This window comes from Mesorhizobium sp. B2-4-12, assembly GCF_006441575.1.
Lineage (GTDB): Bacteria > Pseudomonadota > Alphaproteobacteria > Rhizobiales > Rhizobiaceae > Mesorhizobium.
This window is the reverse complement of the sequence record NZ_VFVC01000037.1, coordinates 35,501-59,263: the sequence shown is the minus strand read 5'-3', so window position 1 is coordinate 59,263 and position 23,763 is coordinate 35,501. Positions and strand designations below refer to the sequence as shown.

Annotated in this window: 29 protein-coding genes; 20 read left to right on the top strand and 9 right to left on the bottom strand. The window is 64.2% G+C overall.

Features of this window, described 5'->3' with window-relative positions:
• Nucleotides 1–275: 275 nt before the first annotated feature.
• Nucleotides 276–2,150 carry an EAL domain-containing protein gene (locus tag FJ934_RS20795; protein ID WP_246671577.1) on the bottom strand — a complete coding sequence of 625 codons (1,875 nt, stop codon included), beginning with the start codon at nt 2,148–2,150 and terminating at the stop codon, nt 276–278.
• 323 nt (nt 2,151–2,473) lie between these two features.
• On the opposite strand from FJ934_RS20795, the gene FJ934_RS28090 reads away from it, so the two are divergent.
• Both FJ934_RS28090 and FJ934_RS20790 read left to right on the top strand, forming a co-directional pair.
• On the top strand, nt 2,474–2,638 hold the full coding sequence (locus tag FJ934_RS28090; RefSeq protein WP_181165702.1) for a hypothetical protein: 165 nt from the start codon (nt 2,474–2,476) through the stop codon (nt 2,636–2,638).
• A 304-nt stretch (nt 2,639–2,942) separates the two neighbouring features.
• A complete protein-coding gene (locus tag FJ934_RS20790; RefSeq protein WP_140611885.1) occupies nt 2,943–3,383 on the top strand; it encodes a hypothetical protein in 441 nt (146 codons plus the stop codon).
• 17 nt (nt 3,384–3,400) lie between these two features.
• Here FJ934_RS20790 and FJ934_RS20785 read toward each other — a convergent pair whose 3' ends face one another.
• From FJ934_RS20785 to FJ934_RS20775, 3 genes are read right to left on the bottom strand one after another with little or no spacing between them, the layout of a single operon-like run.
• The gene (locus tag FJ934_RS20785) at nt 3,401–3,937 is read right to left on the bottom strand and encodes a hypothetical protein (RefSeq protein WP_140611883.1); all 537 of its coding nucleotides are present in this window, start codon (nt 3,935–3,937) and stop codon (nt 3,401–3,403) included.
• Nucleotides 3,934–4,767 carry an SPFH domain-containing protein gene (locus tag FJ934_RS20780; RefSeq protein WP_140611881.1) on the bottom strand — a complete coding sequence of 278 codons (834 nt, stop codon included), beginning with the start codon at nt 4,765–4,767 and terminating at the stop codon, nt 3,934–3,936. Before FJ934_RS20780 ends, FJ934_RS20785 begins: the two co-directional genes overlap by 4 nt.
• Before the next feature lie 60 nt (nt 4,768–4,827).
• Entirely contained in the window at nt 4,828–5,283 is a 456-nt protein-coding gene (locus FJ934_RS20775; protein WP_140611879.1) for a hypothetical protein, read from the bottom strand.
• 382 nt (nt 5,284–5,665) lie between these two features.
• Between FJ934_RS20775 and FJ934_RS20770 the strand changes: the two genes are divergently transcribed.
• Nucleotides 5,666–6,085: a DOPA 4,5-dioxygenase family protein gene (locus tag FJ934_RS20770; RefSeq protein WP_140611877.1), complete on the top strand. Its 420-nt coding sequence runs from the start codon at nt 5,666–5,668 to the stop codon at nt 6,083–6,085.
• 42 nt (nt 6,086–6,127) lie between these two features.
• On the opposite strand, the gene FJ934_RS20765 is transcribed toward FJ934_RS20770, so the two are convergent.
• On the bottom strand, nt 6,128–7,141 hold the full coding sequence (locus FJ934_RS20765; RefSeq protein WP_246671576.1) for a class I SAM-dependent methyltransferase: 1,014 nt from the start codon (nt 7,139–7,141) through the stop codon (nt 6,128–6,130).
• 245 nt (nt 7,142–7,386) lie between these two features.
• On the opposite strand from FJ934_RS20765, the gene FJ934_RS20760 reads away from it, so the two are divergent.
• On the top strand, nt 7,387–8,832 hold the full coding sequence (locus tag FJ934_RS20760) for an adenylate/guanylate cyclase domain-containing protein (RefSeq protein WP_140611875.1): 1,446 nt from the start codon (nt 7,387–7,389) through the stop codon (nt 8,830–8,832).
• A 190-nt stretch (nt 8,833–9,022) separates the two neighbouring features.
• Nucleotides 9,023–9,166, top strand: a complete 144-nt coding sequence (locus FJ934_RS20755; protein ID WP_140611873.1) for a hypothetical protein — start codon at nt 9,023–9,025, stop codon at nt 9,164–9,166.
• 24 nt (nt 9,167–9,190) lie between these two features.
• Here FJ934_RS20755 and FJ934_RS20750 read toward each other — a convergent pair whose 3' ends face one another.
• Nucleotides 9,191–11,404 carry a cation:proton antiporter gene (locus tag FJ934_RS20750; protein ID WP_140611897.1) on the bottom strand — a complete coding sequence of 738 codons (2,214 nt, stop codon included), beginning with the start codon at nt 11,402–11,404 and terminating at the stop codon, nt 9,191–9,193.
• A gap of 192 nt (nt 11,405–11,596) precedes the next feature.
• Nucleotides 11,597–12,289 carry a DUF2270 domain-containing protein gene (locus FJ934_RS20745; protein ID WP_140611871.1) on the bottom strand — a complete coding sequence of 231 codons (693 nt, stop codon included), beginning with the start codon at nt 12,287–12,289 and terminating at the stop codon, nt 11,597–11,599.
• Nucleotides 12,290–12,869: 580 nt separating this feature from the next.
• Between FJ934_RS20745 and FJ934_RS20735 the strand changes: the two genes are divergently transcribed.
• From FJ934_RS20735 to FJ934_RS20685, 10 genes are all read left to right on the top strand, one after another.
• Entirely contained in the window at nt 12,870–13,391 is a 522-nt protein-coding gene (locus FJ934_RS20735; RefSeq protein WP_140611867.1) for an Hsp20/alpha crystallin family protein, read from the top strand.
• Between the two features lie 130 nt (nt 13,392–13,521).
• The gene (locus tag FJ934_RS20730; RefSeq protein WP_140611864.1) at nt 13,522–14,253 is read left to right on the top strand and encodes a gamma-glutamylcyclotransferase; all 732 of its coding nucleotides are present in this window, start codon (nt 13,522–13,524) and stop codon (nt 14,251–14,253) included.
• Nucleotides 14,254–14,667: 414 nt separating this feature from the next.
• The gene (locus FJ934_RS20725; RefSeq protein ID WP_140611861.1) at nt 14,668–14,991 is read left to right on the top strand and encodes a metalloregulator ArsR/SmtB family transcription factor; all 324 of its coding nucleotides are present in this window, start codon (nt 14,668–14,670) and stop codon (nt 14,989–14,991) included.
• Nucleotides 14,988–15,419 carry an SRPBCC domain-containing protein gene (locus FJ934_RS20720; RefSeq protein ID WP_140611858.1) on the top strand — a complete coding sequence of 144 codons (432 nt, stop codon included), beginning with the start codon at nt 14,988–14,990 and terminating at the stop codon, nt 15,417–15,419. The genes FJ934_RS20725 and FJ934_RS20720 overlap by 4 nt, the downstream gene beginning before the upstream one ends.
• 75 nt (nt 15,420–15,494) lie before the next feature.
• Entirely contained in the window at nt 15,495–15,887 is a 393-nt protein-coding gene (locus FJ934_RS20715; protein WP_140611856.1) for a VOC family protein, read from the top strand.
• A gap of 38 nt (nt 15,888–15,925) precedes the next feature.
• Nucleotides 15,926–16,147, top strand: coding sequence for a hypothetical protein (locus FJ934_RS20710; RefSeq protein ID WP_140611854.1), 222 nt, complete (start codon nt 15,926–15,928; stop codon nt 16,145–16,147).
• Nucleotides 16,148–16,159: 12 nt separating this feature from the next.
• The gene (locus tag FJ934_RS20705; RefSeq protein ID WP_140611852.1) at nt 16,160–16,639 is read left to right on the top strand and encodes a DUF1801 domain-containing protein; all 480 of its coding nucleotides are present in this window, start codon (nt 16,160–16,162) and stop codon (nt 16,637–16,639) included.
• Nucleotides 16,640–16,673: 34 nt separating this feature from the next.
• Nucleotides 16,674–17,072 (top strand): DUF1801 domain-containing protein, encoded by a 399-nt coding sequence (locus FJ934_RS20700; RefSeq protein WP_140611850.1) that lies wholly within the window; start codon nt 16,674–16,676, stop codon nt 17,070–17,072.
• Between the two features lie 372 nt (nt 17,073–17,444).
• Nucleotides 17,445–18,554 (top strand): acyltransferase family protein, encoded by a 1,110-nt coding sequence (locus FJ934_RS20690; protein WP_140611848.1) that lies wholly within the window; start codon nt 17,445–17,447, stop codon nt 18,552–18,554.
• A 142-nt stretch (nt 18,555–18,696) separates the two neighbouring features.
• Entirely contained in the window at nt 18,697–19,758 is a 1,062-nt protein-coding gene (locus FJ934_RS20685) for a sensor domain-containing diguanylate cyclase (protein ID WP_140611846.1), read from the top strand.
• A 275-nt stretch (nt 19,759–20,033) separates the two neighbouring features.
• Here FJ934_RS20685 and FJ934_RS20680 read toward each other — a convergent pair whose 3' ends face one another.
• Both FJ934_RS20680 and FJ934_RS20675 read right to left on the bottom strand, forming a co-directional pair.
• The gene (locus FJ934_RS20680; protein ID WP_140611844.1) at nt 20,034–20,300 is read right to left on the bottom strand and encodes a DUF1488 domain-containing protein; all 267 of its coding nucleotides are present in this window, start codon (nt 20,298–20,300) and stop codon (nt 20,034–20,036) included.
• Nucleotides 20,301–20,365: 65 nt separating this feature from the next.
• Nucleotides 20,366–20,599 (bottom strand): hypothetical protein, encoded by a 234-nt coding sequence (locus tag FJ934_RS20675; RefSeq protein ID WP_140611841.1) that lies wholly within the window; start codon nt 20,597–20,599, stop codon nt 20,366–20,368.
• Between the two features lie 269 nt (nt 20,600–20,868).
• Between FJ934_RS20675 and FJ934_RS20670 the strand changes: the two genes are divergently transcribed.
• The 5 genes from FJ934_RS20670 (at nt 20,869) to FJ934_RS20650 (ending at nt 23,757) form a co-directional block, all read left to right on the top strand.
• Nucleotides 20,869–21,147, top strand: coding sequence for a metal/formaldehyde-sensitive transcriptional repressor (locus FJ934_RS20670; RefSeq protein ID WP_140611839.1), 279 nt, complete (start codon nt 20,869–20,871; stop codon nt 21,145–21,147).
• 8 nt (nt 21,148–21,155) lie between these two features.
• Nucleotides 21,156–22,394 carry a CDF family Co(II)/Ni(II) efflux transporter DmeF gene (gene dmeF, locus FJ934_RS20665; RefSeq protein ID WP_140611836.1) on the top strand — a complete coding sequence of 413 codons (1,239 nt, stop codon included), beginning with the start codon at nt 21,156–21,158 and terminating at the stop codon, nt 22,392–22,394.
• 172 nt (nt 22,395–22,566) lie between these two features.
• Complete coding sequence (locus tag FJ934_RS20660; protein WP_140611895.1) at nt 22,567–22,824, top strand: CopG family ribbon-helix-helix protein; 258 nt, start codon at nt 22,567–22,569, stop codon at nt 22,822–22,824.
• A complete protein-coding gene (locus tag FJ934_RS20655; RefSeq protein ID WP_140611834.1) occupies nt 22,821–23,129 on the top strand; it encodes a type II toxin-antitoxin system RelE/ParE family toxin in 309 nt (102 codons plus the stop codon). The genes FJ934_RS20660 and FJ934_RS20655 overlap by 4 nt, the downstream gene beginning before the upstream one ends.
• Before the next feature lie 130 nt (nt 23,130–23,259).
• Nucleotides 23,260–23,757, top strand: coding sequence for a GAF domain-containing protein (locus FJ934_RS20650; RefSeq protein ID WP_140611832.1), 498 nt, complete (start codon nt 23,260–23,262; stop codon nt 23,755–23,757).
• The last annotated feature ends 6 nt before the right edge of the window (nt 23,758–23,763 follow it).

The window sequence follows — 23,763 nt, the reverse complement described above, 5'->3', positions numbered from 1 at the left end:
CCGCCTTGGGCGTGCACCAGACTTCGCCGCGCCTCTGGCCGGCGATCTGGCGTTCGATCTCGTCGACCATTTCGGACGTGGAGATCGCCAGGCGGTCGAGATAGCCCGAAGACAAATAGGGCAGGGTCTCGGCTTCTATTGCTTGAGTGTTCATGCGGTCGTTTTCCAATGCGGGGCGGGCAAAACTAGCAAGCGGGTGGCCAACCGCATAGGGCGGGGCGCTTTCTCTCCGTCCCGCCGTCGAACTGATGAAATAGCGATTTCCGCCCCGCCGCTCAGGCCGCGCTCCCGCTTTGGGGCTTGCGGCGGGAGGCCGGATCGAGGAGGGCTTCCGCGAGCGAATTGCTGGAACGGGCGGCCTGGAAGGCCAGCGCCTCGGGCGCGGGGAGGGCCGGCGAGAAGAGGAAGCCTTGCGCGACCATGCAGTCAAGCGAGCGCAGGATCAGGCGGTCGGCGTCGGTCTCGACGCCCTCGGCCATGACCTCTATGCCCAGCGCGCGGCCGAGATCGATGACCGTCTTGACGAGGGCCTGATCCTCGACCGACTTGGCGAGATCGCGCACGAAATGCTTGTCGATCTTGATCTTGCGGATCCGGCTGTCCTTCAGCGCGACCAGCGTCGAAAAGCCGGTGCCGAAATCGTCGAGCACGATCGATATGCCGGCGTCGGCGAGGCGGCCGACCTTTTCGTCGACCCTGTCGCGATCGACCGGCGCTTCCTCGGTGATCTCGATCTCCAGCATCGCCGCCGGCACGTTCCTCGCCTTCAATGTGTCGAGAATCATGTCGTCGACATTGCCGGCCTCGAGCTCGCGCGGCGACAGATTCATGGCGACGCGGACATCGCGGCGGCCGGTTTTCACCAGCTCCTCGATCATGGCGCAGCAATTGCGGAACACGGTCTCGCTCAGCAGCGGCAGCAGGCCGGTCTCGCGCGCCGCGGTGACGATCTCGGGCGGGGAAATCGGCCCATGGATCGGGTGCCGCCAGCGCAGCAGCGCTTCGAACCCGACGACGGCATTGGTGTCGAGGCGCACCAGCGGCTGGAACCATGAGCAGAGCGCGCCGGCCTCGCAGGCGCCGCGCAGGTCGCGCTCGATGTGGTGCTTGCGTTCGAGCGCGTGGTCGAGCCCGGCATCGAACATGCAGTGCTCGTTCCGGCCTTTGCGCTTGGCCGCGTAGAGGGCGAAATCGGCCCTGAGCAGCATCTCCGTCAATCGCGGTCTGTCCGACACGTAGATGCCGATCGAGGCGCCGACACGCACCGAGTTCAACGCCGGATCGGGTTGCGCGATCGCCGCGATGAGCGTGGAGGCAAGCGCGTCGGTCGCGGGCGCGGATTGGCAGGCGGGGAAGAGCAGCACGAATTCGTCGCCGCCGATGCGCGCGATCGTCGCGCCTTGCGGGGCATGGGTCTCAATGCGGCGCGCGACCTTGACCAGCAGATCGTCGCCGATGTTGTGGCCATAGGTGTCGTTGACGGATTTGAAGCCGTCGAGGTCGATCAGCATGGCCACGAACGGGCCGTCGGAAAGCCCCAGCCGGCCGATCGCCTGTTCAAGCCCATACCGGTTGAGCAAATTCGTCAGCGGATCGCGCCTGGAATTGCGCTCCATCTCGGCGGCAAATTCCCTCGCCTCATATTTGAGGCGGCTGGTCTCGCGGAATCGGGCCTGTCCGATCAGCGCGCTTCTGACCATTCCGGCGAGGAAAAGCAGGACGGTGAAAGCCAGGATGTCGTTCTCGATGCCGCCTTTGGCCAGCACGCATCCGGCGGCGGCCAGAAGCGGCAGCGTCATGAAATTGAGCGCGGCCGGTGCGTATGACGCCGAGTAGGTGACCGAGCCGGCCGACAGGCCCGCAAGCACGATCAGGTAGAGCGGCGCCTGGGCCGTGGTGAAACCGTGCGCCAGCACGGCCAGGAAGGACCAGGCGATGCCGGACACCAGAGCCAATGCGCCGTAGAGGGTAAGCCGGGCGCTGACCGGCCTCGGCCCGCTCCCGGAAATGTCCGGCTGGGCGGCGGCAAGCGCCAGGCGCGCGCAGTTGATGATGCTGATCGCCGCAAACCACAGCACCGCCGCCAGACCGCCGCCGGAAAGCATCTGCACAGCCAGGACCAGGGCCGAAAGCACAATGCCGACAGGCATGGAAATGAAGATCCCTTTCCTCAGATCAGCGAACTGATCGCGGAGGATCCCCGTTGCCACGGCTTCGCTTTGCCCTTGGGGAGTGGGGCCAGCAAACCACCGCTCGTCATGCCTTGCCATTGCATGGTGTTAGGGCAGTGGAATGAAAATCGTGTTAAGGATTTCAGCGGTTTACGGTGCATTTCTCGAATAAAGGCAGGCGACGCGCCATTCCTTGAGGCCAGGGAGGCGCGGTGGGGCTGCCGGGCAGCAAGCCGGACCGTTGCGGCGCTTTCCGAGCGCGCTATCTGGTTCAGCGGCCGGGAAAAGGAGACCGCGCAGCAATGAGCCGTGCAGCAGTCGCGCTTTACGTCCTGGGCATGGTGGTGATCATCGTCGGGGTCGATTTTCTGTTCCTCAGAGGCCGGTTCTGGGAACGGCTGGCCATGAACATCGCGATCGTCTGCGTGTTCGGAGCTTTCTATCTCCTGTTGCTACGGCGCCGTTGAACCAGGCGCGCCCTCATCCCGGGCGGCGCCAGCCAGCTGGCCAGCCCTCGATCGGCCGCGGGCATTGGCGGGGGGCTGTTATCTCGACGGGTCACTGACTGGCTCGTGAAGCGTCGCCGGCTTGGCATTTTGCAGGCCAAATGGTCAGGCCGCCTTGTTTCGCGGCGGTCTTCCCAAGCCGGATTCGGGCCAAAGCCGGATTCGGGCGCTTGCTGGAACCAATGGCGGGCCAGACTGTTTAGCCTTGACTTTGATGCTGACGTGCCGGCCGACTGGATAAGCGGCGATCTTGAGGAGCTTCATCATGAACATTTCGTCCAGGGTTCGTTCCGTCGCGGTTGCCGCGATAGCCGTTGCGGGCGTGGGCTTTGCCAGCGCCGCGCATGCCGACAGCGGCACCATCCGCTTCTCCGTCTACAAGGCGGCCTTCTTCGTCGGTGGCTCCGGAGGCGAAGGCACGCTGGCCTTCCATGGCCGCCGCTATCCCATCTCGATCGGCGGTGTCTCGGGCGGTCTCGCCTTCGGCGTGTCCAAGACCTATTTCCAGGGCACAGTACGCCACATCAGGCGCGCCCGCGACGTGGCCGGGGTCTACGGCGCGGCGGGCGGCGGCGGCGCGGTCGGCAGAGGCGCCCAGGTGATCGTCATGACCAATGACAAGGGCGCCGAGCTGCAACTCACAGGCAGGCAGGTCGGGCTGCAGGTCAACGCCGATCTCAGCGGGATGAGCATTTCGCTGCGGTAGGGGCGGTTTCCGCTACCTCACGACAGGAACGATTGTCGGTCGCGCAACGTCGCCGTGATGGCGGCGATGCCGTCCTCGATCTCGCGTCCGTTCGCCAGGATCGCATCGCCGGCGGCACCTTCGACCATCGATCGCAAGAGGTCCGCCTGGCCGACGAGCACCGCGTCCTTCTCGGCCAGGGCGGCGAGCGTTGCGGCTTCCAACCGGTAGCGCTGGGTCATGCGGTCATTCTCCGGCACCGGCTGGTGGCGGATCTGCCCTTCGAGCGCGCCGACCTCGCGCCCCAGCCGCTCGAGCGCCTGGGCGTTGGCGACGATGCCGGGATCGGGGAAGGGATTGGCCCGCGAAGGCGGCGGGATGTTCTCGCGGCGGTACCGGGCCTCGGCCTCGTCGACGGCCGCCCGGGCGCGCGCCAGCAGCGAGGACGCCATCTGGCGCACCCGCTGGTCGTCTGCGCGGAGCTGGTTTTCCTGGCGGTAGAAATTGTAGCCATAGCCGTAGAACAGGTTGATCCCGACCTTGGCGAGCGGTCCGACCTCGTAGAAGCGGCTCATCTTGTCGCGCCCACCTCATCGCCGAGCGGATAGAAGCCCGTGGGCTGGCCGCCAATATTGAAGGGCACGCCGGCGGCGGCGTTGGGCGCGGAAACCAGGCCTTTGTCCGCCATGCGCAACGCCAGATAATAGCGCACCGCCTCGATCGGGCTCAAGCCGATCGCCTGCAGCGAGATCAGTTCGCGCATGCGCTCGTCGCGCGGCATGATCAGGACCTTGAGGTCGTTGAGCATGATGCCGTAGACCTTGAGGAAATCGGTGAGATGCAGCTTCACCGCCTCGCGGACATCGCTGATCCGTTCGTTGATGTTCTCCATCTTGGTGACCTGGATGATCTGGTTGATCGCCTGCTCGATGGCGGGTCCGGCATAGTCGGCGATTTCCTTCGTATCGATCACCGCGCCCGCGAAAGGCATGTGGGTGATGAGATCGAGCGCTTCCTGCTTGCTGTCGATGTGGATGTAGTAGTCGACGACATAGGACATCTCCGCCATCTCGGCGCTGGTCGCGATGCCCTCATTGCGCACCAGAAGCTTGGAACGGTTGATGTAGATGACCTCGTAGACCCAGGGCGACGATCCGCCGAAGAAACCCTGGACGACCGATCCGACCAGCGGCTTGTCCGGAGTCTGGAGCTGATATTGGCCGGTCTCGTAGACGTTGAGCACCGCGCCGCGCGATTTCAGGATGCAGAAATGGTTGCTTTCGACGGTCAGCAGCGAGCCGGAAACGATGCTCTCGTCGACGATCTTCATCGCCACGGTCCGGGTGCCGAGCGCGTCCGTGCCATCGCGCTGCAGCGACGTGATTACCTGCCTGGTGATCGCCATTTCGAATTCCCCTCCGTTGTGCCGGCACGCCCTGCGCGTGCCCAGATCCTCGCGGCGCGCCTAGCGCGGCGAACAGAGGCCCTTGCCCCTGAATGATTGCTGAAGCCGGGCGGTCCGGTCGGTGCGCTGGCGATGGCCGGCGTCACCATCGAGCAGGTACTTGGCCCGCCGCTTGTCGCGCGCCGGCGATGCCGTCCTCGTTGGCGCAACCGCTTTCCTGACCGGCTCCATCGCCCCGGCGGAATCGAGGCCGACACCTGTCCCGACCGTGGACTCTCGAATGGCGCGGCTGACAGCCTGCCCGATCAGCTCCTGGCCGTTCTGGCCAAGGAAGTTCGAGACCAGTCCGGCAATGTCGGCTCCTATTGCCTCACCCTGAGCGTCGCCGGCAAGGTCCAGCAATGGCGAAGCGGGGCCGCCGGCCTCGCCTTGCAAGGCTCTCGCCGGGCGCCTGCTCTTGCCCAGCCGCTGCCAAAGAATGAAGGCTATGACGAGTGCAAATACAACAAACGACATTCGACCAGCCCCGCTCAGTGGTCCGCGTTGATTGCAGGATTGAAGATGATGGTACCGGACGCCGCCCGTTCAGCACGCCTTTGCGCCGCCCTGGAACGCTCCGTCCTCAAGCACCGACAGTCGCGCCCGAAATCCTCAGGGATCACTGGCGGCTCGAACCCCCATTTCCTCCCGGCAATTTGTCGACGACATTTCTTTCCCGGACAGCGCTGTCCGGGAACTATGAATGGGCAAATGCTGGCTACTTGATAGGGTAAGTCCCAGCCGGCGGCCATACACGATATCGAGAGGTCTTTGCGGCAAGACAGGTAGGGCAGGCTCCGGCGTCGTGCTTGGGGTATAGTTCCGCCGGGCGCCGCGAACATCAAGGGAGGACATTGACGTGAACGAAGATGCCGCCAGTCCAAGACCGCTCGCCGAGATTGCCAGCTATCACGCCCATATCTACTATGACGGGCAAACCGAGCGGCACCATGCCGAATGGCTGCGTCTTCGCATCGGGGAGCGTTTCCGTGTCCGCCTGGGCAACTGGCATGACAGACAAGTCGGCCCGCATGACCAGGCGATGTACCAGGTCTCCTTCGCCAACGAGATTTTCGCTTCACTCGTTCCGTGGCTGATGCTGAACCATCGGGGCTTGAGCATCCTCATCCACCCGAACACGACCAACCCCAGGCGCGACCATCTGGTCGATCCGATCTGGATAGGCCGGCCGCTGGTGGTGCATGGCGATATCCTGGGCGAGGATCACGAGGCGGAAGAGGCGCTGGAGCCCAACACCGAACCGACGCTGCCGGCGTAGGCGTTTCTTGACATAGCCGCGACCGCCCTTGCCCGGCCGGCCTCACGGGCGTGCCTCGAGCACCATGTTGAACGGGGTTTCGGTGGCGCGGCGGAACCGCTTGAACCCGCCACCCGACACAACCTTGCGCAGCCTCGCCTCGCCGGCCTGGGCGCCGAGCCCCAATCCGACTTCCTGGGACAGCGAGGCCGGCGTGCAGATGAAGGTCGAGGCGGCATAGTAGATGCGGCCGACCGGGTTGAGGTTGGCCGAGAGCTGGTCGTGGGCGAGGGGCTCCACGATCATCCAGGTACCGTCCGGCTTGAGCGCCTTGTGCACATGCCTGGCAGCCCCCTCCGGATCGCCCATGTCGTGCAGGCAGTCGAAGAATGCGACGAGATCGTAAGTGCCTGGGAAATCCTTGGCCGCCGCAACCTCGAAGCGGGTGTTGCCGGCAACGCCGGCCTCCCTTGCGGCGGCACGGGCGCGCTCGATCGACGGGGCGTGATAGTCGAAGCCGGTGAAGCGCGAGTTCGGGTAGGCCCTGGCCATCAGCACCGTCGAGGCGCCGTGGCCGCAACCGACATCGGCGACGTCCATGCCGCTCTCCAGCCTCTCGACAACGCCGTCGAGCGCCGGCAGCCAGGAGCCGATCAGATTGGCGTTGTAGCCTGGCCGGAAGAAGCGTTCGGTGCCGCGGAACAGGCAGGCGCTGTGGTCGTGCCAGCCCAGCCCCTTGCCGGAGCGAAAAGCCTCCCGCACCTTCTCCTCGTCGAGCCACAGCGTCGAGACGGCCTCGAACGCGCCGGCCATGAAGGCGGGGCTGTCCTCGTTGACGAAAACCTGCTCCTGCTCGGGGCTGAGGTAGAAACTGTCGCCGGCCTCGTCATATTCGACATAGCCGGCCGCCGCCTGCGCCGACAGCCATTCGCGGACCAGCCGCTCCTGCGTGCCGGTCTTTTTGGCAAGCTGCCCGGCGGTCATCTCGCCGCCCCCGCTCATGGCCGCGAACAAGCCGAGCCTGTCGCCCAGCAGCACCGCAGCTCCGGTGGTGATGGCGCCCAGATCGCCGATCATCTTTCCAAGCAGCGCCTCCAGTTTCTCCTGGTCAGCAACGTGACCGACACCTGGGAATTCTCGGCGAGCGCGGCCCGGCCAGCGCATCAGAGCCAATGTGCCAGCTCAAGAACGGCGTCTGCTCCAGTGCGCCGCCCGCCGTTTCTGAGGCTCCTGGACAGACCGTCGTACAACAAAGGAATTCATCCATTCGCATCGCGCTCGTTTTTTAGTAGGCTGTCGCGAGACAAGGTTGAGGATCCGGCATGACGGCAATCAACGATCGTCTTCTCGAAAGCAAGATGACCAAGGTGGAGCAGGCGCGAGCCTGGAGCCCACGCGTCATCTCGAAATTCGAGACGCTGATCAGGGATGCCGACGACCACTCGCTCTATCGGGTCAATCCGCGGAGCTTTGCGCGCGACCGCGCAATCGCCGAGCCCGAAGCAATCGACCTCTTCCTTCATGCCGCCCGCTGTGGCCTGTTCGACATGAGCTGGGATGTGCTCTGTCCGCAGTCCGGGATGGTGCTCGACAGTTTCGGCGCCCTGCGCACGCTGAAGACCCACTATGTCTGCGGCCTGTGCGACGTATCGGGCGACACCGACCTCGACGACTTCATCGAGGTCACCTTCTCGGTATCGCCGAAGTTACGGCGCCTGCCGTACCACGATCCCGAGACGCTGCCCGTCGAGGATTTCCACTGGAAGCTCCACTTCGGACATGACGGGCGGCTGCCGGGGCAAGGCGTTCGCTTTCTCGACGTTCTGCGCGGCTTCGTTCGGGGCATGACGTTTCTGCCGCCCGGCACCACCACGGTGCTCCGCGCCGACCTGGGACCGGGCGCTCTCGCGGGCGTCAACGTGCGGACGCAGGCCGCATTCGCCGTGCCAATATCAGGCGATCCGGCGTTGGCGCCGACACTTCTGAAGATCGATTATGACGGCAAACGCTTCTTGCCGGCGCTGCCAGCGGTGCCACCTGGTCCGATTGTCATCGAGGTCGCGAACAGGGGGCCAGCACGCGGTTCGTTGCTTGTCATCAACTGGCCGCCCGAGCTCGTCGCGCTGACTACCAAGCCGGCGCTCGATTTCGAACCTTATGTTTCCGGTGGAGCGCTGCTTGCGCGGCAAACCTTCCGCCAGCTCTTCCGGTCCGAACGTGTCGACGAGAAGGAGGGGCTCGGCATCCGGCAGATCACCTTCCTGTTCACGGACCTCAAGGGTTCGACCGCCATGTACGAGCGCCTGGGCGACCTCAACGCCTATGCTTTGGTCCGCGAGCATTTCGCTTTGGTCAACGCGGCGGTTCAGCAACATTCCGGAGCGGTGGTCAAGACGATCGGCGATGCCGTGATGGCCGCATTCTCGCAGCCGTCGGATGCGATTTCGGCCGCACTCCACATCTTTGAAGAAATCGATCGCTTCAACAGCGATCATCACGGGCCGGGGATCATCATCAAGATCGGCGCCCACTGTGGACCTTCGATCGCCGTGACGCTCAACGACAACCTCGACTATTTCGGCCAGACCGTGAATGTCGCCGCGCGCGTGCAGTCCCTGGCGGACGCCGGACAGGTCTGCATTTCCGAGGCGCTCCATTCCGCGCCCGGGGTTAGCGAAATGCTTGCGGGCCATCGTGTCGTGGCTTTCGATGCGCCTCTTCGAGGTGTGGAGGGTGATGCAACTGTCTATCGCATTATGCGGGGGTAGACACGATTGCGGAGAGTCGGCTGGAATAGGCCTCGCCGCGCAATGCTCGGCTATTCGAACGAATTTCTTTGCAACTCGTTAATCCGGCCATGCTGTAAATAAGCGACTTCTAATACATTCGACCCAAAACTGCTCAGCGGTTTTGGGATAACGACATGCGTAAAAACGGATGGGTCCGCGGGGGTACGCAATGACCAAGAATCTCGGCAATGCACTCTACACGCCGGCGAAGGAGCAGCAGAGCTCCATGCTGGGCAAGGTTGCGCCGGCACTGTTTCCGCTGGTCGTGGTGGCGCTTGGCTACATGATCGGCAGGCAGTTCTTCGGCATATAGGATTACAATTGCGGCGAAGACGGATCAGGCGCCGGTCTCGGCTTTCGCCTCTTCGGCCTGGGCCTCGCTACGTCTGACGCGCTCGCTGGCCAGGAGCACGACCGGACAGCCGACGGCGGCCAGCACCGCCGTGGCGGTGTCGCCGAAGAACAGCTCTTGGCCCGGCCGTTGCGTGACACCCATCACCACCATCGCGGCGCCCTTGGCCGCTTCCCTGGCGATGGCCCTGTCGGGCGTCGCGCGGGCGCGGATGGCGGTGTCGACCGTAACGCCGTAGCGATCGGCGAGATCGGCGACGTCCTTCAGCACGGCTTCCTCGCGGCGGTGCGAAACCGAGCTTGGCGGGCTGCCCTTGCGGGCCTGCGAGACATAGAGGACCTTGACGCGGGCTCGGTGCGGACGCGCCAAAGCGAGGGCGAAATCGGCGGCGCGCCGCGCGACTTCGGTGCCGTTGACCGGGACCAGAACCGTTGCGCCAGCGCGCAGCATCGGCATCTTGCCGGTGTCCTTGGCGCCGTTCAGCACCAGGCACAGCGGGCCGTCGAAACCGCTGGTGATGTCGTTCAGCGTGCCGCTGAAGGTGCCGTTGTCGGTCAGCGCGTTCTCCAGCCCGACCAGCAGGAGCCCGTAACCCTTGCGGGCTTCCGCGGCGATCGTCTCGGTGGTGGCTTCAAGCTCGGTGCGGGCTGTGAGATGCATCTTGTCGACGGGCGTGTCCTCGGCCTTGCTGACGGCCCTGGCGCTCCTGGCGGCACCCTTCTTGACCTGGTTCGAGGCCCGCTCCGGACCTCTCTCGCGGGCAGGGCCGGGCAGTTCCGCGCCCTCGAGATGAAGAAGCGTGGTCGGCATGCCGCTGCCGCCGCCGACCAGCCCGGCCAGATAGGCGGTGAACTTGCCGACCGGGCTGTCGTCGACCAAAAGCAGCAGCCGCTCCAGCTTGGAGACGAAGCTGCGTTCGTCGAGCAGTTCGCGGTCGACGCGCTGCTTCTCGGCATTGCCGACGGGCAGGCGGCCGAGCGCCCAGCGCAGCATGGGCGGCATGGCCAGCGTGGTGATGACGGCCATGGTGACGATCATCGTGAACAGATCGTGGGAGAGGATGTTCATCGACAGGCCGATGCTGGCGACGATGACCTCGGTCGAGCCGCGCGCGTTCATGGCGCTGCCGACGGCGGTCGCTTCCTTCAGCGACATGCCGGCGAACCGGCCGCCGACGAAGGCGCCCGAGAATTTACCGATGCTGGCGATCACCACCAGCGCCAATGTCAGCAATGCCAGCGTCGGGTCGGCAAGCACGGTGAGGTCGGCGGACAGGCCGGCCATGCCGAAGAAGACCGGCATGAAAAGCGCGGTGATGACGCCGCGCAGCTGACTCTCGATGTGGTCGGACAGGATCGGCGATTCCCCGACCAGGATGCCGGCGACGAAGGCGCCGAGTACCGTGTGGACGCCGATCAGGTTGGTGATCAGGGCCATCACGCCCATGATGATCAGGATGACGGTGATGACGGCATATTCGCTGCGGAAAGAATCATTGCTCCAGCGGATCAGCGTGAACACCAAACGGCGGCCGATGGTGAAGGAGAACACCATGAACAGCGCCACCTCGGCCACCGTGGCGATAAGCGGCAGCACCTGCAGGCTGCCGTTGGTGGCGATGCCGAAGGTGACGGCGATGATCAGCCAGCCGATCGTGTCCTCGATGATGGCCGAGGAGATGATGATCTGGCCGAGATTGCGGCGCATGAAGTTCATTTCGCGCACCACCATGGCGACGATCTTGACCGAGGAGATCGATAGCGCGGTGCCGAGGAACAGCCCGGCGACGACGCGCTGCGTCGGGTCGGGCAGCAGGGAGCCGGGCAGGAACTGCGCCAGCGCGAAGCCGCAGACGAAGGGCACGACGACGCCGGTGATCGAGATCGAGAAGCAGGCCGCACCCACCCGGCGCACCAGGCGCAAATCCGTCTCCATGCCGGTCAAGAGCAGGAGCAGCAGGATGCCGAGCTGCGAGACGGCGTCGATCATGCTTTTCTGGGCGGGGTCGCTGGAGAAGATCATGTGCTGGGCGCCAGGCCATATCAAGCCGAACAGCGATGGGCCGAGCAGGATGCCGCCGATCAACTGGCCCATGATCGCCGGCTGGCGGTAGCGCTGGAAGATTTCGCCGAGCCCGCGCCCGACCAGAAGCAGAAGGACGATTTCGGCGACGAACAGCCCCTCGGCCGAGCCGCCCATGCCCGAGGCATGGCCGGCGGGCTGCGCGGCGAGGGCGCGGCTTGCCGGAGCCAGGGCAAGGATGGCCAGGAGGACAGCGGCCACAACGCTGCGTGACGCCGTTGCCGGTTGACGGTTCATGGGCTCCCTCAAACGCCGCTGCGGACTGACCATCACAACGCGCGGCCGGCGTTTGCGTTGCAGCCGTTGTCGTCAGACGTGGACGTCGCCAAAGGAAAGTTCGCCGTCGTCGGCGGCCGAGAAAAGGACGATGGCGAACAGGCTGGCATAGAATGCCGCCACGACGATCACGATCGCTACACCGGGAATGGGGCCAAGGGCGGCGCTGTCGACCGCTTCGCGCAGCGAACCGACGAAGCCGGTCCGCACACCCACGGTTTGAAGGCTGGGCGTTGATATCTTCAGCACCCATGCCAGCAGCAGGATCAGGAACAGGTAGATGTAATTCCGGCGCAGGCGACGCGCCAGGGCTGCGCGATGAGACAGCAGGAACTTCGGCGCGCGCAGGCCTTCGCCAACGATAAGCAGCCAATCCGAGGCGAAATCGGGTTGTGGGGAGAAGATCTGCGCGAAATAGTGGCGTTCGAACTGACGCACGCGAGACCGGTAGAAGTCGAAAAACCGGTAGCGGCGTGCCTCGATCCACAGAAGCAGCAGGATCAGCAGCATGGCGAACAGCAGCACGCCATGATGCGCGCTGGCCGCCGACAGCGACACGGAAAGCATCGCCGCCACCACGGTGATCGCCCAGTTGGTCGTCCTGTCGAGCCGATCGCGCCATCCAGCCATGCGCGCGATCTCGGCGCGGTGGAAATGCGACAGCGTGTTCACGCGCTCCGTCGATGACAGGACGGGGCCCGCGGGTTTTGCCGACGCGTCGTTCATGGCATCCTCCGGCCAGGACTATAACCGTTTGCCGGCAACATCGTTCCCTGCCGCAAGCCGCCCCGCGAACGGATTGGCACGGCGAGCCGCCGATTGGCTTCGAGGCCGCGCGGCTGCCGTTCCAGGCTGGGATGGAGGCCGTCGATCTCGGATGCCGCTGGTGCGCGTGGCCACGGCTTTGGAATCGTCTCGCCGGGCGCCTTCGCCGACAGCCGCTGGCGACGATCACATTGCATTACCAGGTCTTGAACCCGCCGCAACGGACCCCAGATCGACCGTGCCGGCGCCAGATGGGGCCGGTGCGGACGCGCGCCAGCTTCGTGGGCGGCGTCGGGCGATGGTCTTGTGACCATCGAACTCGGGGCATCATGTGCCGGAGGCGGTGACGCCTCGCGAGGACCGCGACCGGGCAAAAGCGTTCCCAAAGGTGGAGCGGATCGGACCAAAAGCAGGGCGAAAACAGCGAGCGCAAATGGGGTCGGCAGCGATGCCTGCGTCTGACGGCGCATTGTCCCCCCGGAGCATGGCAGCCAGAGCATGCAAGCGTACCAGAAACAGGATCAAGAAAGGAGAAAGTGCAATGACCATTCGTGATCTCATGCCGTGGGGCCGCGATACCAGCCAGTCTCCGACCCTCTTTCGCGAAGACGACCGGGACCCGTTCATGGGCCTGCATCGCGAGATGAGCCGCCTGGTCGACGACATGTTCCGCGGCTTCAATTCGCGGCTTCCCTCCATGGGCAGGTTCTCTTCGGCCGGCACCGGTTGGCCCAGCATGGAAATCACCGAAACGGACAAGGAGGTCCGCGTGACAGCCGAGATACCCGGCATGGACGAGAAGGATATCGAGGTGCTGCTCGATGACGGCGTCCTGACGTTGCGGGGCGAAAAACACGCCGAAACCGACGACAAGGAGCGCCAGTTCTCCGAGCGGTTCTATGGCCGCTTCGAACGTCGCATCCCGATCGGCTTCGAAGTCGCAGAGGACAAGGTCGCGGCCGATTTCCGCAACGGCGTCCTGTCCGTGACCTTGCCGAAGTCCGAGAAGGCGCAGAGCAAGGCGAAGCGCATCCCCATCGGCGGCAAGAGCACCAAGCACTAGAGCAGACCCAGCCGGGCGGGCGCGACGCGCACGTCCGGCATCAGCCGGCGGATTTCGCCACCGGCCGCACGGCCCTCTTGAGAATCCCCCAGCCTTCGGCAACATGCCGGCAAGGCTGGGGAGCGCAAGGATGAGCAAGGCCATTTCCACCGCACCGCGAAAGTCCGTACCGCGCAAATCGCCGATGGCGCTGACCGAGGCGCTGGTGGCGCGCACCTTGCGCGTGGTCGAGGATGCCGGGCCGACACCGGGCATGGTCTATATGCGCGACGCCGATTATGCGCGGTTTCGCGACGAGATCCTGGCCAGCGCGCCACCGGGGCCGCTGAAGCTGTTCGCCTATGGCTCGCTGCTGTGGAAGCCGGCCGGCGAGGTGAGGGGTGGCGAACGGGCGGTGGCGAGAGGCTGGCACCGATCGTTCTGCTTCACCGTGCAGCGCTTTCGCGGCACGCTCGATCAACCTGGCCTGATGATGGCGCTCGACCGCGGCGGCCAGTGCCAAGGAATGGTGTTCGAGATCGCGGAGCCGATCGCCGCCAATCTGGAGGCGCTGTTACGACGCGAGATGACCATCCTGCCCGCCGTCAACGTGCCGCGCTGGCTGCAGGTCACCACCGATGGTGGGGCAGACCGGGCGCTCGGCTTCGTCGTCGATCCCGCCAATCCGCGCTACGCCGGCAAGCTCGACAAGCCTGCGGTCGCGGCGACGCTCGCCCGCGCCGTCGGGCACTGGGGGTCGGGCGCCGAATATCTGTTCGAGACGATCCGCCATCTCGATGCCTGCGGCATACGCGACCGCAATCTGTGGCTGTTGCAGGAACTGGTGGCCGAAGAGATCGGCCGCACGCACGGTGCCATCTAGCGACGGATCGCCTGCCTTGGCGAGAGATCAGCCGAAGCTTTCCAAAGTCGTCATCCCTGGGCGAAGCAGGAGCGAAGCTCCGTCGCGGAGACCCTGGGATCCATGCCGCGACCTTTGCCGTGGAGTGCAGCGGAGCAGAATTCTAGACCGTTGCAACGCTCTAAAATCGCGGCATGGATCCTAGGGTCTCCGCTGCGTCGCTGCGCTCCTTGCTACGCCCCAGGATGACGAAGCGATTGATGTTTCCGCCAATCCATGATGTCGCCTATCAGCAGGCGAAGTCCTGAGATGTCGCCATAGCGGCCCTCGACGATCGAGGTGCACAGCGTGGCGCACCTCTCCAGTCTACCCCTTGACGAACATATATCTCTGTGGTTATACATTAACCAATAGCCATCGGGTTATGGATTGCGAATGCAGGACGCTCACGACATGCTCTTCAGGACGCTCGCCGACCCGACCAGGCGGGCGATCTTCGAACGGCTGTGCCGCCAGGGCGAGCAGACAGTGGGGGCGCTGACGACGCAGTCCGGCGTCTCGCAGCCTGCGGTGTCGAAGCATCTCGGCGTGCTCAAGCAGGCCGGGCTGGTGCGCGATCGCCATGAAGGCCGCCAGACGCATTACAGCGCGCAGCTTGGGGCGCTGACGCCGCTGATGGACTGGACACGCGAGATGGCGGGGTTCTGGGAGAGCCGGTTCGACGACCTGGAAGATTTGCTCAAGAGGATGGACCAGTGAACGATAGTGTCACGGAAAACCGCACGGTCGTCGTCGAACGCCAGATTTCCCATCCGCCCGAAAAGCTCTGGCGCGCGCTGACGCAACCGCACCTGATCGAGGAGTGGCTTATGAAGAACGATTTCAATCCGGTCGTCGGCCATCGCTTCAACATCAGCGCCGATTGGGGCGGCGTGCTGGACTGCGAGGTGCTGGCGGTCGAGCCGAACAAGACGCTGTCCTACACCTGGAACTTCGCGCATCACGATCCGGCCTTCGATCTCAGGAGCGTGGTGACCTTCACGCTTACGCCGACACCAACCGGAACGCATCTGCGCATGGAGCAGTCCGGCTTCCGGCCCGATCAAAGGCGGGCCTATGGCGGCGCCAGAACCGGCTGGCCGCAGTTTCTCGAGAAGCTGGAACAACTGCTTGACCGGACGGACTGAGGTCCGCCGGCCGATTGAACGCCACACTGATTTCACCGGGCGGTCCACCGCCAGCAAGACCTATGGAGGATTACGATGAAGATCAAACTGACCAGCATCTACGTGGACGATCAGGAAAAGGCGCTTGCCTTCTACACCGGCGTGCTCGGCCTGACCAAGAAGGCCGATTTCAGCAACGGGCCGTTCCGCTGGCTGACGGTCGCCTCGCCAGACGAGCCCGAGGGCACCGAGCTGCAGCTGGCGCTCAACGACAACCCGGCGGCCAAGGCCTACCAGCAGGCGATGTTCCAGCAGGGCCAGCCCGCGGTGATGTTCTTCACCGACGACGTCAAGGGCGAGTGCGAGCGCATTGCGGCGCGCGGCGCCAGTTTCAAGATGCCGCCGACCGAGGTGACCGGCTCGACCATCGCCCAGCTCGATGACGGCTGCGGCAATCTCATCCAGATCACCCAGCTGGCGCGCTGGTAGCAGCGGCCGATTTCAGCATGTTTCCAAAGGAGGTCGTCTTGGACTGGAGCAAGTGGATCCGGCAAACGCATCGCTGGTTGTCGATCATCTTTACCGCAACCGTCGCCGCGAACTTCGCCACAATGGCCTTTGGGCAGCCGCCGGCCTGGGTGGTCTATTCGCCACTCCCGCCACTCTTTCTTTTGCTGTTCAGCGGCCTCTATATGTTCGTGCTGCCCTATGTTGCGAAGGGACGCGCCGCGCAGAGGGCCACCGGATAGGAGTGTGAGGGTATGGCGCAGTTGACCAAACCCCAGTCGACCAAACCCCAGTCGACCAAGCCCAAGTCGACCAATTCCGCCGACGAAGCTCAGCCGAAGCTGCTTTCCGTCGGCAATCCGCAGGTCGCCAAGGGCTATGGCGATGCTCCCGTGCAGGCCTATATCGCGGCCATGCCCGGCTGGAAGCGCGAGATGGGCCAACGTCTCGACGCGCTCGTCGAGCGCGCCGTGCCCGGCGTCCACAAGGCGGTCAAGTGGAACTCGCCGCTCTATGGCATCGAAGGCGAGGGCTGGTTCCTCGGCGTCCATTGCTTCACCAAATACATCAAGGTGGCTTTCTTCCGCGGCCAGTCGCTGGAGCCGGTGCCGCCGGGCCAATCCAAGAGCCGGGACACGCGCTACCTCAACATCCATGAGGACGACCCGTTCGACGAGGCCCAGTTCAGCGCCTGGGTGAAGCAGGCCAGCCAATTGCCTGGCGAACGGATGTAAGCATTCTACATATCAGGCGCAAAGGAGAAGCGGCATGACGACCACCGGATCGCAGGAGAGCAAATCCGCCTCCGAACTGATCGACGGCAGGATCAAGGAACTCGGCGACTGGCGCGGCGAGATGCTGGGGCGGCTGCGCGCCCTGATCCGGCAGACCGACCCGGACGTGGTCGAGACGTGGAAATGGCGCGGTGTTCCGGTGTGGGAACATGACGGCATGATCTGCACGGGCGAGACCTACAAGAGCGTCGTCAAGCTGACCTTCGCCAAGGGCGCGGCGCTGCCCGACCCCTCGCGGCTGTTCAACTCCAGCCTCGAAGGCAACACGCGGCGCGCCATCGACTTCCAGCAGGGCGAGGAGATCAACGAGGACGCTTTCAAGGCACTGGTGCGCGCCGCCATCGCCTTGAACAAGTCGAAAGCGCGGAAGTAGTTCTGCCGCGCCATGGGCCTGTCAAAGCGGTCCCGCCGGCGCTGCCCCTCACTGTCCTGCCGGACATCTCTCCCCGTAAAACGGGGAGAGAGGGGCTGGCCGCGATCTCGTCGCTCTTCTTGCAAAGCCAGTGATTGGCGAAAGCAGCAGCGAGGGGGCCCCTCTCCCCGTCCCTATACGGGGAGAGGATGCCGGCAGGCAGGTGAGGGGCAGCGCCGACAGCGGAGGATTGCCAACGACTCCGCAAATTATCGGACGTGCCGGACGGCAGCGGCCAATAGTGATCCGGCGTTTACGATCTGGGAAGCTTGATGGTGCTAGATATCGCCGGATGATGGCTGGCCGGATTGGCCGGCTCCGGATGGATTCGCCATGAACAGCCCGATGCGCATGCCGTGGGTGGACACGGCCAAAGGCCTCTCGATCATCCTCGTGGTGATGATGTACTCGGCCTACAACACCGGCGAGTACACGGGCGGCGTCGGCTTCCTCCACTATGTCATCGGCTTCGCGACGCCGTTTCGCATGCCGGAATTCTTCCTGATCTCCGGGCTTTTCCTGTCGCAGGTGATCGACCGGGCGTGGCGGCGCTATATCGATCGCCGCGTCGTCCACTATCTCTATTTCTACGTGCTGTGGGCGATCATCTCGATCGGGCTGAAGATCGGCATCTTCAGCCGGGATCCCGGCGGCATGCTGCACGACCTGGCAATGGCTGTCGTCCAGCCCTATGGCGTGCTGTGGTTCATCTACATGCTGGCGGTGTTCGGCCTGGTGGCGAAGCTGTTGCTGCAGTTTCGCGTGCCCGCCTGGATCGTCATCCCGATCGCTGCCACCCTGCAGATGTGGGCGCCCCATCCGGAGAGCTATGCGCTTGAACAATTCGCGGCCTATTTCGTGTTCTTCTACCTCGGCTTCGTGATGGCGCCCTTGGTGTTCCGGCTCGTCGAATGGACGCAAGCCCGCCCGGCGCTGGCCGTGGCCGGCTTGGTTCTGTGGGCGATCGTGAACGGCCTCTTCGTCTATTCACCGGGTTATGCCCTTCAGCCGGTCGGCATGCAGATGGGCCTGGCGGCGTGGCCGCCGTTGCACCTCACCCTGGCCGTCGCCGGCGCGGTGGCGCTTTGCGTGCTCGGCGGCTTCCTGTCCAAATTCCCGGCCATGGAATGGCTGCGGTGGCTCGGCGAACATTCGCTGGTCGTCTATGTCGCCTTCACCATCCCGATGTCGCTCTTCCGCGGCGCGGCGCTGGCAAGCGGCCTCCTGACCGACACAGGCATGCTCGGCCTGGCGGTGCTTCTGGTCTCGACCATCAGCCCGGTCGTTCTCTACTTCATCGTCAAACGCATCGGTTTCGGCATGTTCCTGTTCGAGCGGCCGGGCTGGGCGCATATCGACGGGAGCGCTCGGCAACCGGCACCGAGCGCAGTCGCGCCCAAACCGGCATTGTCCGCCGCCATCGCCCAATCGAGCCCGAAGTAGCCGAGCTCCAAACGGCCCGAAGCGTTGCGGCCGCCTCAGCCGTCCCGGAGTTAGAACTCAGTGAGGTCTCCGAGACCAATTCGCCGTCAGCGAAGTTTTAAGGGCTGTTGCGCCATGGTGGTGGCCCGCCAGGAGCTAAGCCATGTCCAATACGTCATACACTCCCAAAGGCCCGGCATCGCAGCCCGGCAGCCGGGGAGGGCGTGACAGTGCCGGCGAGCGCCGCCGCGATGCCGCCACCATCGCCAGCCTCAAGGCGGAAGTCGCGGCACAGGCCGCACTGATCGCCAGGCAGGAGGTTTCGCTGGCGCACAGCCGCAAGATTTTCGACCGCGCATCGGTCGCCGCGCGCCTCGGCGTGTGGGAGTGCAGCCTGCCCGGCGAACAATTGCACTGGACCGATGTGGTCTATGATCTGTTCGATTTGCCGCGCGGCGCCGCACTCGACCGGAGCGAGATCATCAAGTGCTATCCGGCGGAGTCACGCAAGGCACTGGACAGCCTGCGCAGCCGCGCGATTGTCGAGCGCAGCGGCTTCACCCTCGACGCCGAGATCACCACCTTCGCCGGCCGCAGCCGCTGGATCCGCATCACCGCGACGGTCGAGTGCGAGGACGGCGTGCCGGTGCGTATCTTCGGCATGAAGCAGGACATCACCGAGGAGAAGATATTGTCAGACCGGATGCGCTACCTCGCCGAATTCGATGCCATGACCGGGCTCGCCAATCGCGCCCGCTTCCAGGCGCGGCTCGCGCATGCCGACGAAGACCGTCCGCTCGGCGCGCTGCTTCTGATCGATCTCGACGGCTTCAAGGCCGTCAACGACACGTTCGGCCATGTCGTCGGCGATGAGTGCCTGAAGGCAGCCGCCGAACGGCTTGCCGGCGGCTGCGGCGAGGCGGACCTGGTGGCGCGTGTCGGCGGTGACGAATTCGCGGTGCTGCTTGGCCCGCATCTCGACCGGGGTGCCGTCTCCGGCATGGCGCGCCGCATCGTCGAGGCGATGGGCAGCCCGGTCGCGGTCCGCGGCCAGTCGCTGAGACTGGGCGCTTCGGTCGGCATCGCCTTCGCCGGAACGGACACGCCATCCGACCTGTTCGCACAAGCCGACACCGCGCTCTATGCGGCCAAGGCGGCTGGCCGCAACACATTCCGCATCTTCAAGGCGGAAGCCGGCGTGAATGGCCGCAGTGTCGCGGCGTGACGGTGGAGCCCGCCCGGAAAGTGAGAGCGGTTTTGCGCCCGGAATTGCGTAAAAACAGAGAGTTAGAGCTGTGAATTAGAGCTGCGGCCGACTCGCCGGGCCGCTGTTTCGCTGGCCAATTGTTCGCCTGGCAGACATTTCGCAATGTGCCGACAAAACAGGCCTTCGAGCTTAACTTTTCCGCAAACATTTATCCGTTAGGTCGATCGTCATGGCCTCGTGGCGGAGCGGCTACGCTGGAGACGGCAAATCTCTGAAGCCTCGGTTCAACATTCTCAGCGGAAATCATCGGCCGTCAGCACATACAGGCTTTTGCGGGTGCGGTCGTAGGCTTTCGACGCCACGTCCCGGATGGCGCTGCCCTCGGCGTCGAACGTGGCCAGGTAGCCCGCTTCGTTGGCCACGGTCGACGGCTTTATCTTAGACATCGCATCGGCGGCGACGGAAAAGGATATCTGGAACATGCCGTCATGGCCGACGAACCGGATGCGCTTGCCGGCTTCGTCATAGCTGCGGCTGCGATTGGGAAAGGTCAGGCTCATCTTGGCCTCCTGGGCTCTATGCTCCGACGCAATTCCGGGCGCTTCACACCCTTCTGGCAGTCCTCCTAGGCCTTTTTCACCGCCCGTTTCTTCTTCGGCGCCGGGTTCTCAGCTTCCGCTATCCGATCGGCCTCTTCCTTGGCCAGCCGCAACTGCCTCAGTCTTGCCGTCTTGATCTCCCTGGCGCGCGCCTCGGAGATGTATTCGGCGGTCGCCTTGCTACGCTCCGCCGTCTTCTTCTGCTTGTCGACAAAACGAGCTTCGGCTTTCGCCATTAGAGTCTGATTGCCATCAGCCATCGAACAAATCTCCTTCATGCAGAAATCGCGGAAACAAACTTGTCGGATAAATAGGCGCTCGGCCGATAAAATTCAAATTTTTGAAATATTTGGCGGTCCGCGGATCGCGGGAAAGCGGATGCCGAAATGATATTTTTAAATATTTCGTGCCGGTCGCAAATCATTTTGGCACGCCTGTCCATCAGTCCCGGCATGCCGGGCACCATGATTGCGAGGGCGGACTGCTCGCCTCATTGTATAGGGTAGGGGGCTATGCTAAGCCGGTCGGCATGACACACACGGTCCGGGAAAAGCAGAAGCTTCTGGCGCGCGTGCGCCGCATCAGGGGGCAGGTCGAAGCCATCGAGCGGGCTCTCGACAGTGAGGCCGGCTGCGAGGCGGTCATGCATCTCATCGCCGGCGCGCGCGGCGCAATGACCGGGCTGATGGGCGAGGTGATCGAGGATCATGTGCGCACGCACCTGGTCGATTCCGAGCGCCACCCCGGCGCGCTCAACAGCGAAGCGGTCGAGCAGTTGCTCGATGTCGTCCGCACCTACGTGAAATGAGTTCCGCCATGACCGAAGCCAACAGCGCAGCGGCTTTCCACAGCCATATGTTCCTGGGCGAGGAACACCGGAAGAGCGAAGGCAAGACCTGGGCGGTGATCTGGCTCTGCGCGGCCATGATGGTGGCCGAGATCGTCGGCGGCTTTCTGTTCGGCTCGATCGCCCTTGTCGCAGACGGGCTGCACATGAGCACGCATGCCGGTGCGCTGCTTCTGGCGGCGCTTGCTTATACCTATGCGCGCCGGCATGCCGGCGACCAGCGCTTCACCTTCGGCACCGGCAAGCTCGGCGACCTCGCCGGCTTCACCAGCGCCATCATCCTGGCCATGATCGCATTGCTGATCTGCTACGAATCCGTCATGCGCCTCCATACGCCCGTGCCGATCCATTTTGCCGAGGCCATCCCGGTCGCCTGCCTTGGCCTTGCCGTCAACATTGCCAGCGCATGGCTGCTCGGCGGCGGTCATGAACATGATCATGGGCGTGGCCACGGTCATGAGCACGCGACCGCGCACGGGCATGACGAGACGCATCGGATCGCCACGGCGGATGGCGAGGTCGTGCTGGAAGTGTTCGAGGAGGGCGTGCCGCCGCGCTTCCGGCTGCATTCTCAATCGGGCGTGGCGCTTGCTTCGTCGTCCGTCTCGATAGAAACGGTGCGGTCGGATGGTGCCCGGCAGAGCTTCGCCTTCAGGGATCGGGGCGATGGCCTGGAATCCATCGAGGCGATTCCCGAGCCGCATGCCTTCGAGGCCAATGTCAGGATCGGCGGACGAACCTATCCGGTCCTGTTCGAGGAACATGAGCATGCGCACGGCAAGGCCTCGCATGACAACAACATGCGCGCCGCCGTGGTCCATGTCATCGCCGACGCGGCGGTGTCCGTGCTGGTCATTATCGGCCTGATCCTGGCCCGCGCCTTCGGCTGGTTGTGGATGGATCCGGTTGCCGGCATTGTCGGCGCGGTGGTCATCGCCAACTGGGCGCTGGGGCTGATCCGGGATACCAGCGCCGTGCTGCTCGACATGAATCCCGACCGCGGCATGGCCGAAAGCCTGCGCCGGACCATCGAGAGCGAAGGCGACCAGCTTGCCGACCTGCATCTGTGGCGGCTCGGGCCGGGCCATCTCGGCGCCATCGTCTCGGTGGTAACGCGGACGCGCCGGCAACAGGATTACTATCGCAGCCGGCTGGCGCGGTTCCGGTCCTTGTCGCATCTGACAATCGAGGTCCGGAAGGCGGCGTAGGCTTTCAGGCCTTTCGCGAGGCGGTCAGCCGCACGGCGGCTCATCGGTCTGCCATCGTGCGCCCAGCGTCATATCGCGCGTCAGCGGCGGATTTCGCCGTCGGTCGGCACAGGTCTGGTTTTCAAAGTCATTTTGCGCCAGTATGTACACAGTTAAACACGAGGCTTTCACTATGACAGCTAGCACCACCATGACGATCCGCGTTACGCCGGAAATCAAGGAAAAACTCGGCCGGCTGGCGACGAACACCCGACGCAGCAAATCCTATCTCGCGGCCGAAGCCGTTTCCGCCTATGTCGAACGAGAACTTTCAATTGTCGACGGGATCAAACGCGGTATGGCTGATGTCGCGGCCGGTCGCGTGGTTCCCCATGATGAAGCGATGGCGGAGCTCCATGCCGTCATCGATGCTGCCAAGGGCAAGGGATGACTCGGCCCGTTCAATGGTCGCGCGAGGCACTGGACGACCTCAAGCAGCAACTTGCCTATATCGCCGCCGACAATCCGGTGGCCGCACGCCGTGTTGCGGATCTTATTCGCGGTGCCGGCACAGCCCTTGGAAAAATGCCGACCGGGCGGCCGGGGCGCGTGTCCGGCAGCTATGAGAAAGTCGTCACCGGCTTGCCATACATCATCGCTTATTCGCTCACCATGCAGGCGGGGCGGGAGTTCATTTCCATCGTTCGGGTAATCCACACGTCGCGCGACTGGCAGCCCGAAGAATGGCCGGAGTGAACCAGCACTGACATATAAGCGGCACAGTGCGATGACATCAACACAGATCGTGCGTGGCGCTATATGATCCGGTGCTCGTTTGGTGCAGAGTTGCGGAAATGGAACCGCTGATTTCCTACGGAGACAAGCCATGTTTGCGGCCAAGGCCATCGACACCTCGGACAAGCCGGCGTTCTACCGCGATCTGGCGGCGCAACTGAAGGGGCTGCTCGAGGGCGAGGAGGACTCGATCGCCAACGCCGCCAACACCGCGGCGCTGATCTTCCAGATGGTGCCCGACCTCAACTGGGCCGGCTTCTATTTCCTGGCCTCGGACGAGGAACTGGTGCTCGGCCCGTTCCAGGGCAAGCCGGCCTGTGTACGCATCGCCGTCGGCAGGGGCGTGTGCGGGACCGCGGTCGAGCTCGGCACCTCGATGCTGATCAAGGACGTGCACGATTTCCCCGGCCACATCGCCTGCGACGCCGACTCGCGCTCGGAACTGGTCGTGCTTCTGGAAGACAATGACGGCGTCTTCGGCGTGCTCGATCTCGACAGCCCGACGCCGGGCCGTTTCGACGGGGAAGACCAGGCCGGCATCGAAAAGCTCGCGGCGCTCTATGTCGCGGCGAGCTCGTTCGAGGATTGACGGCTG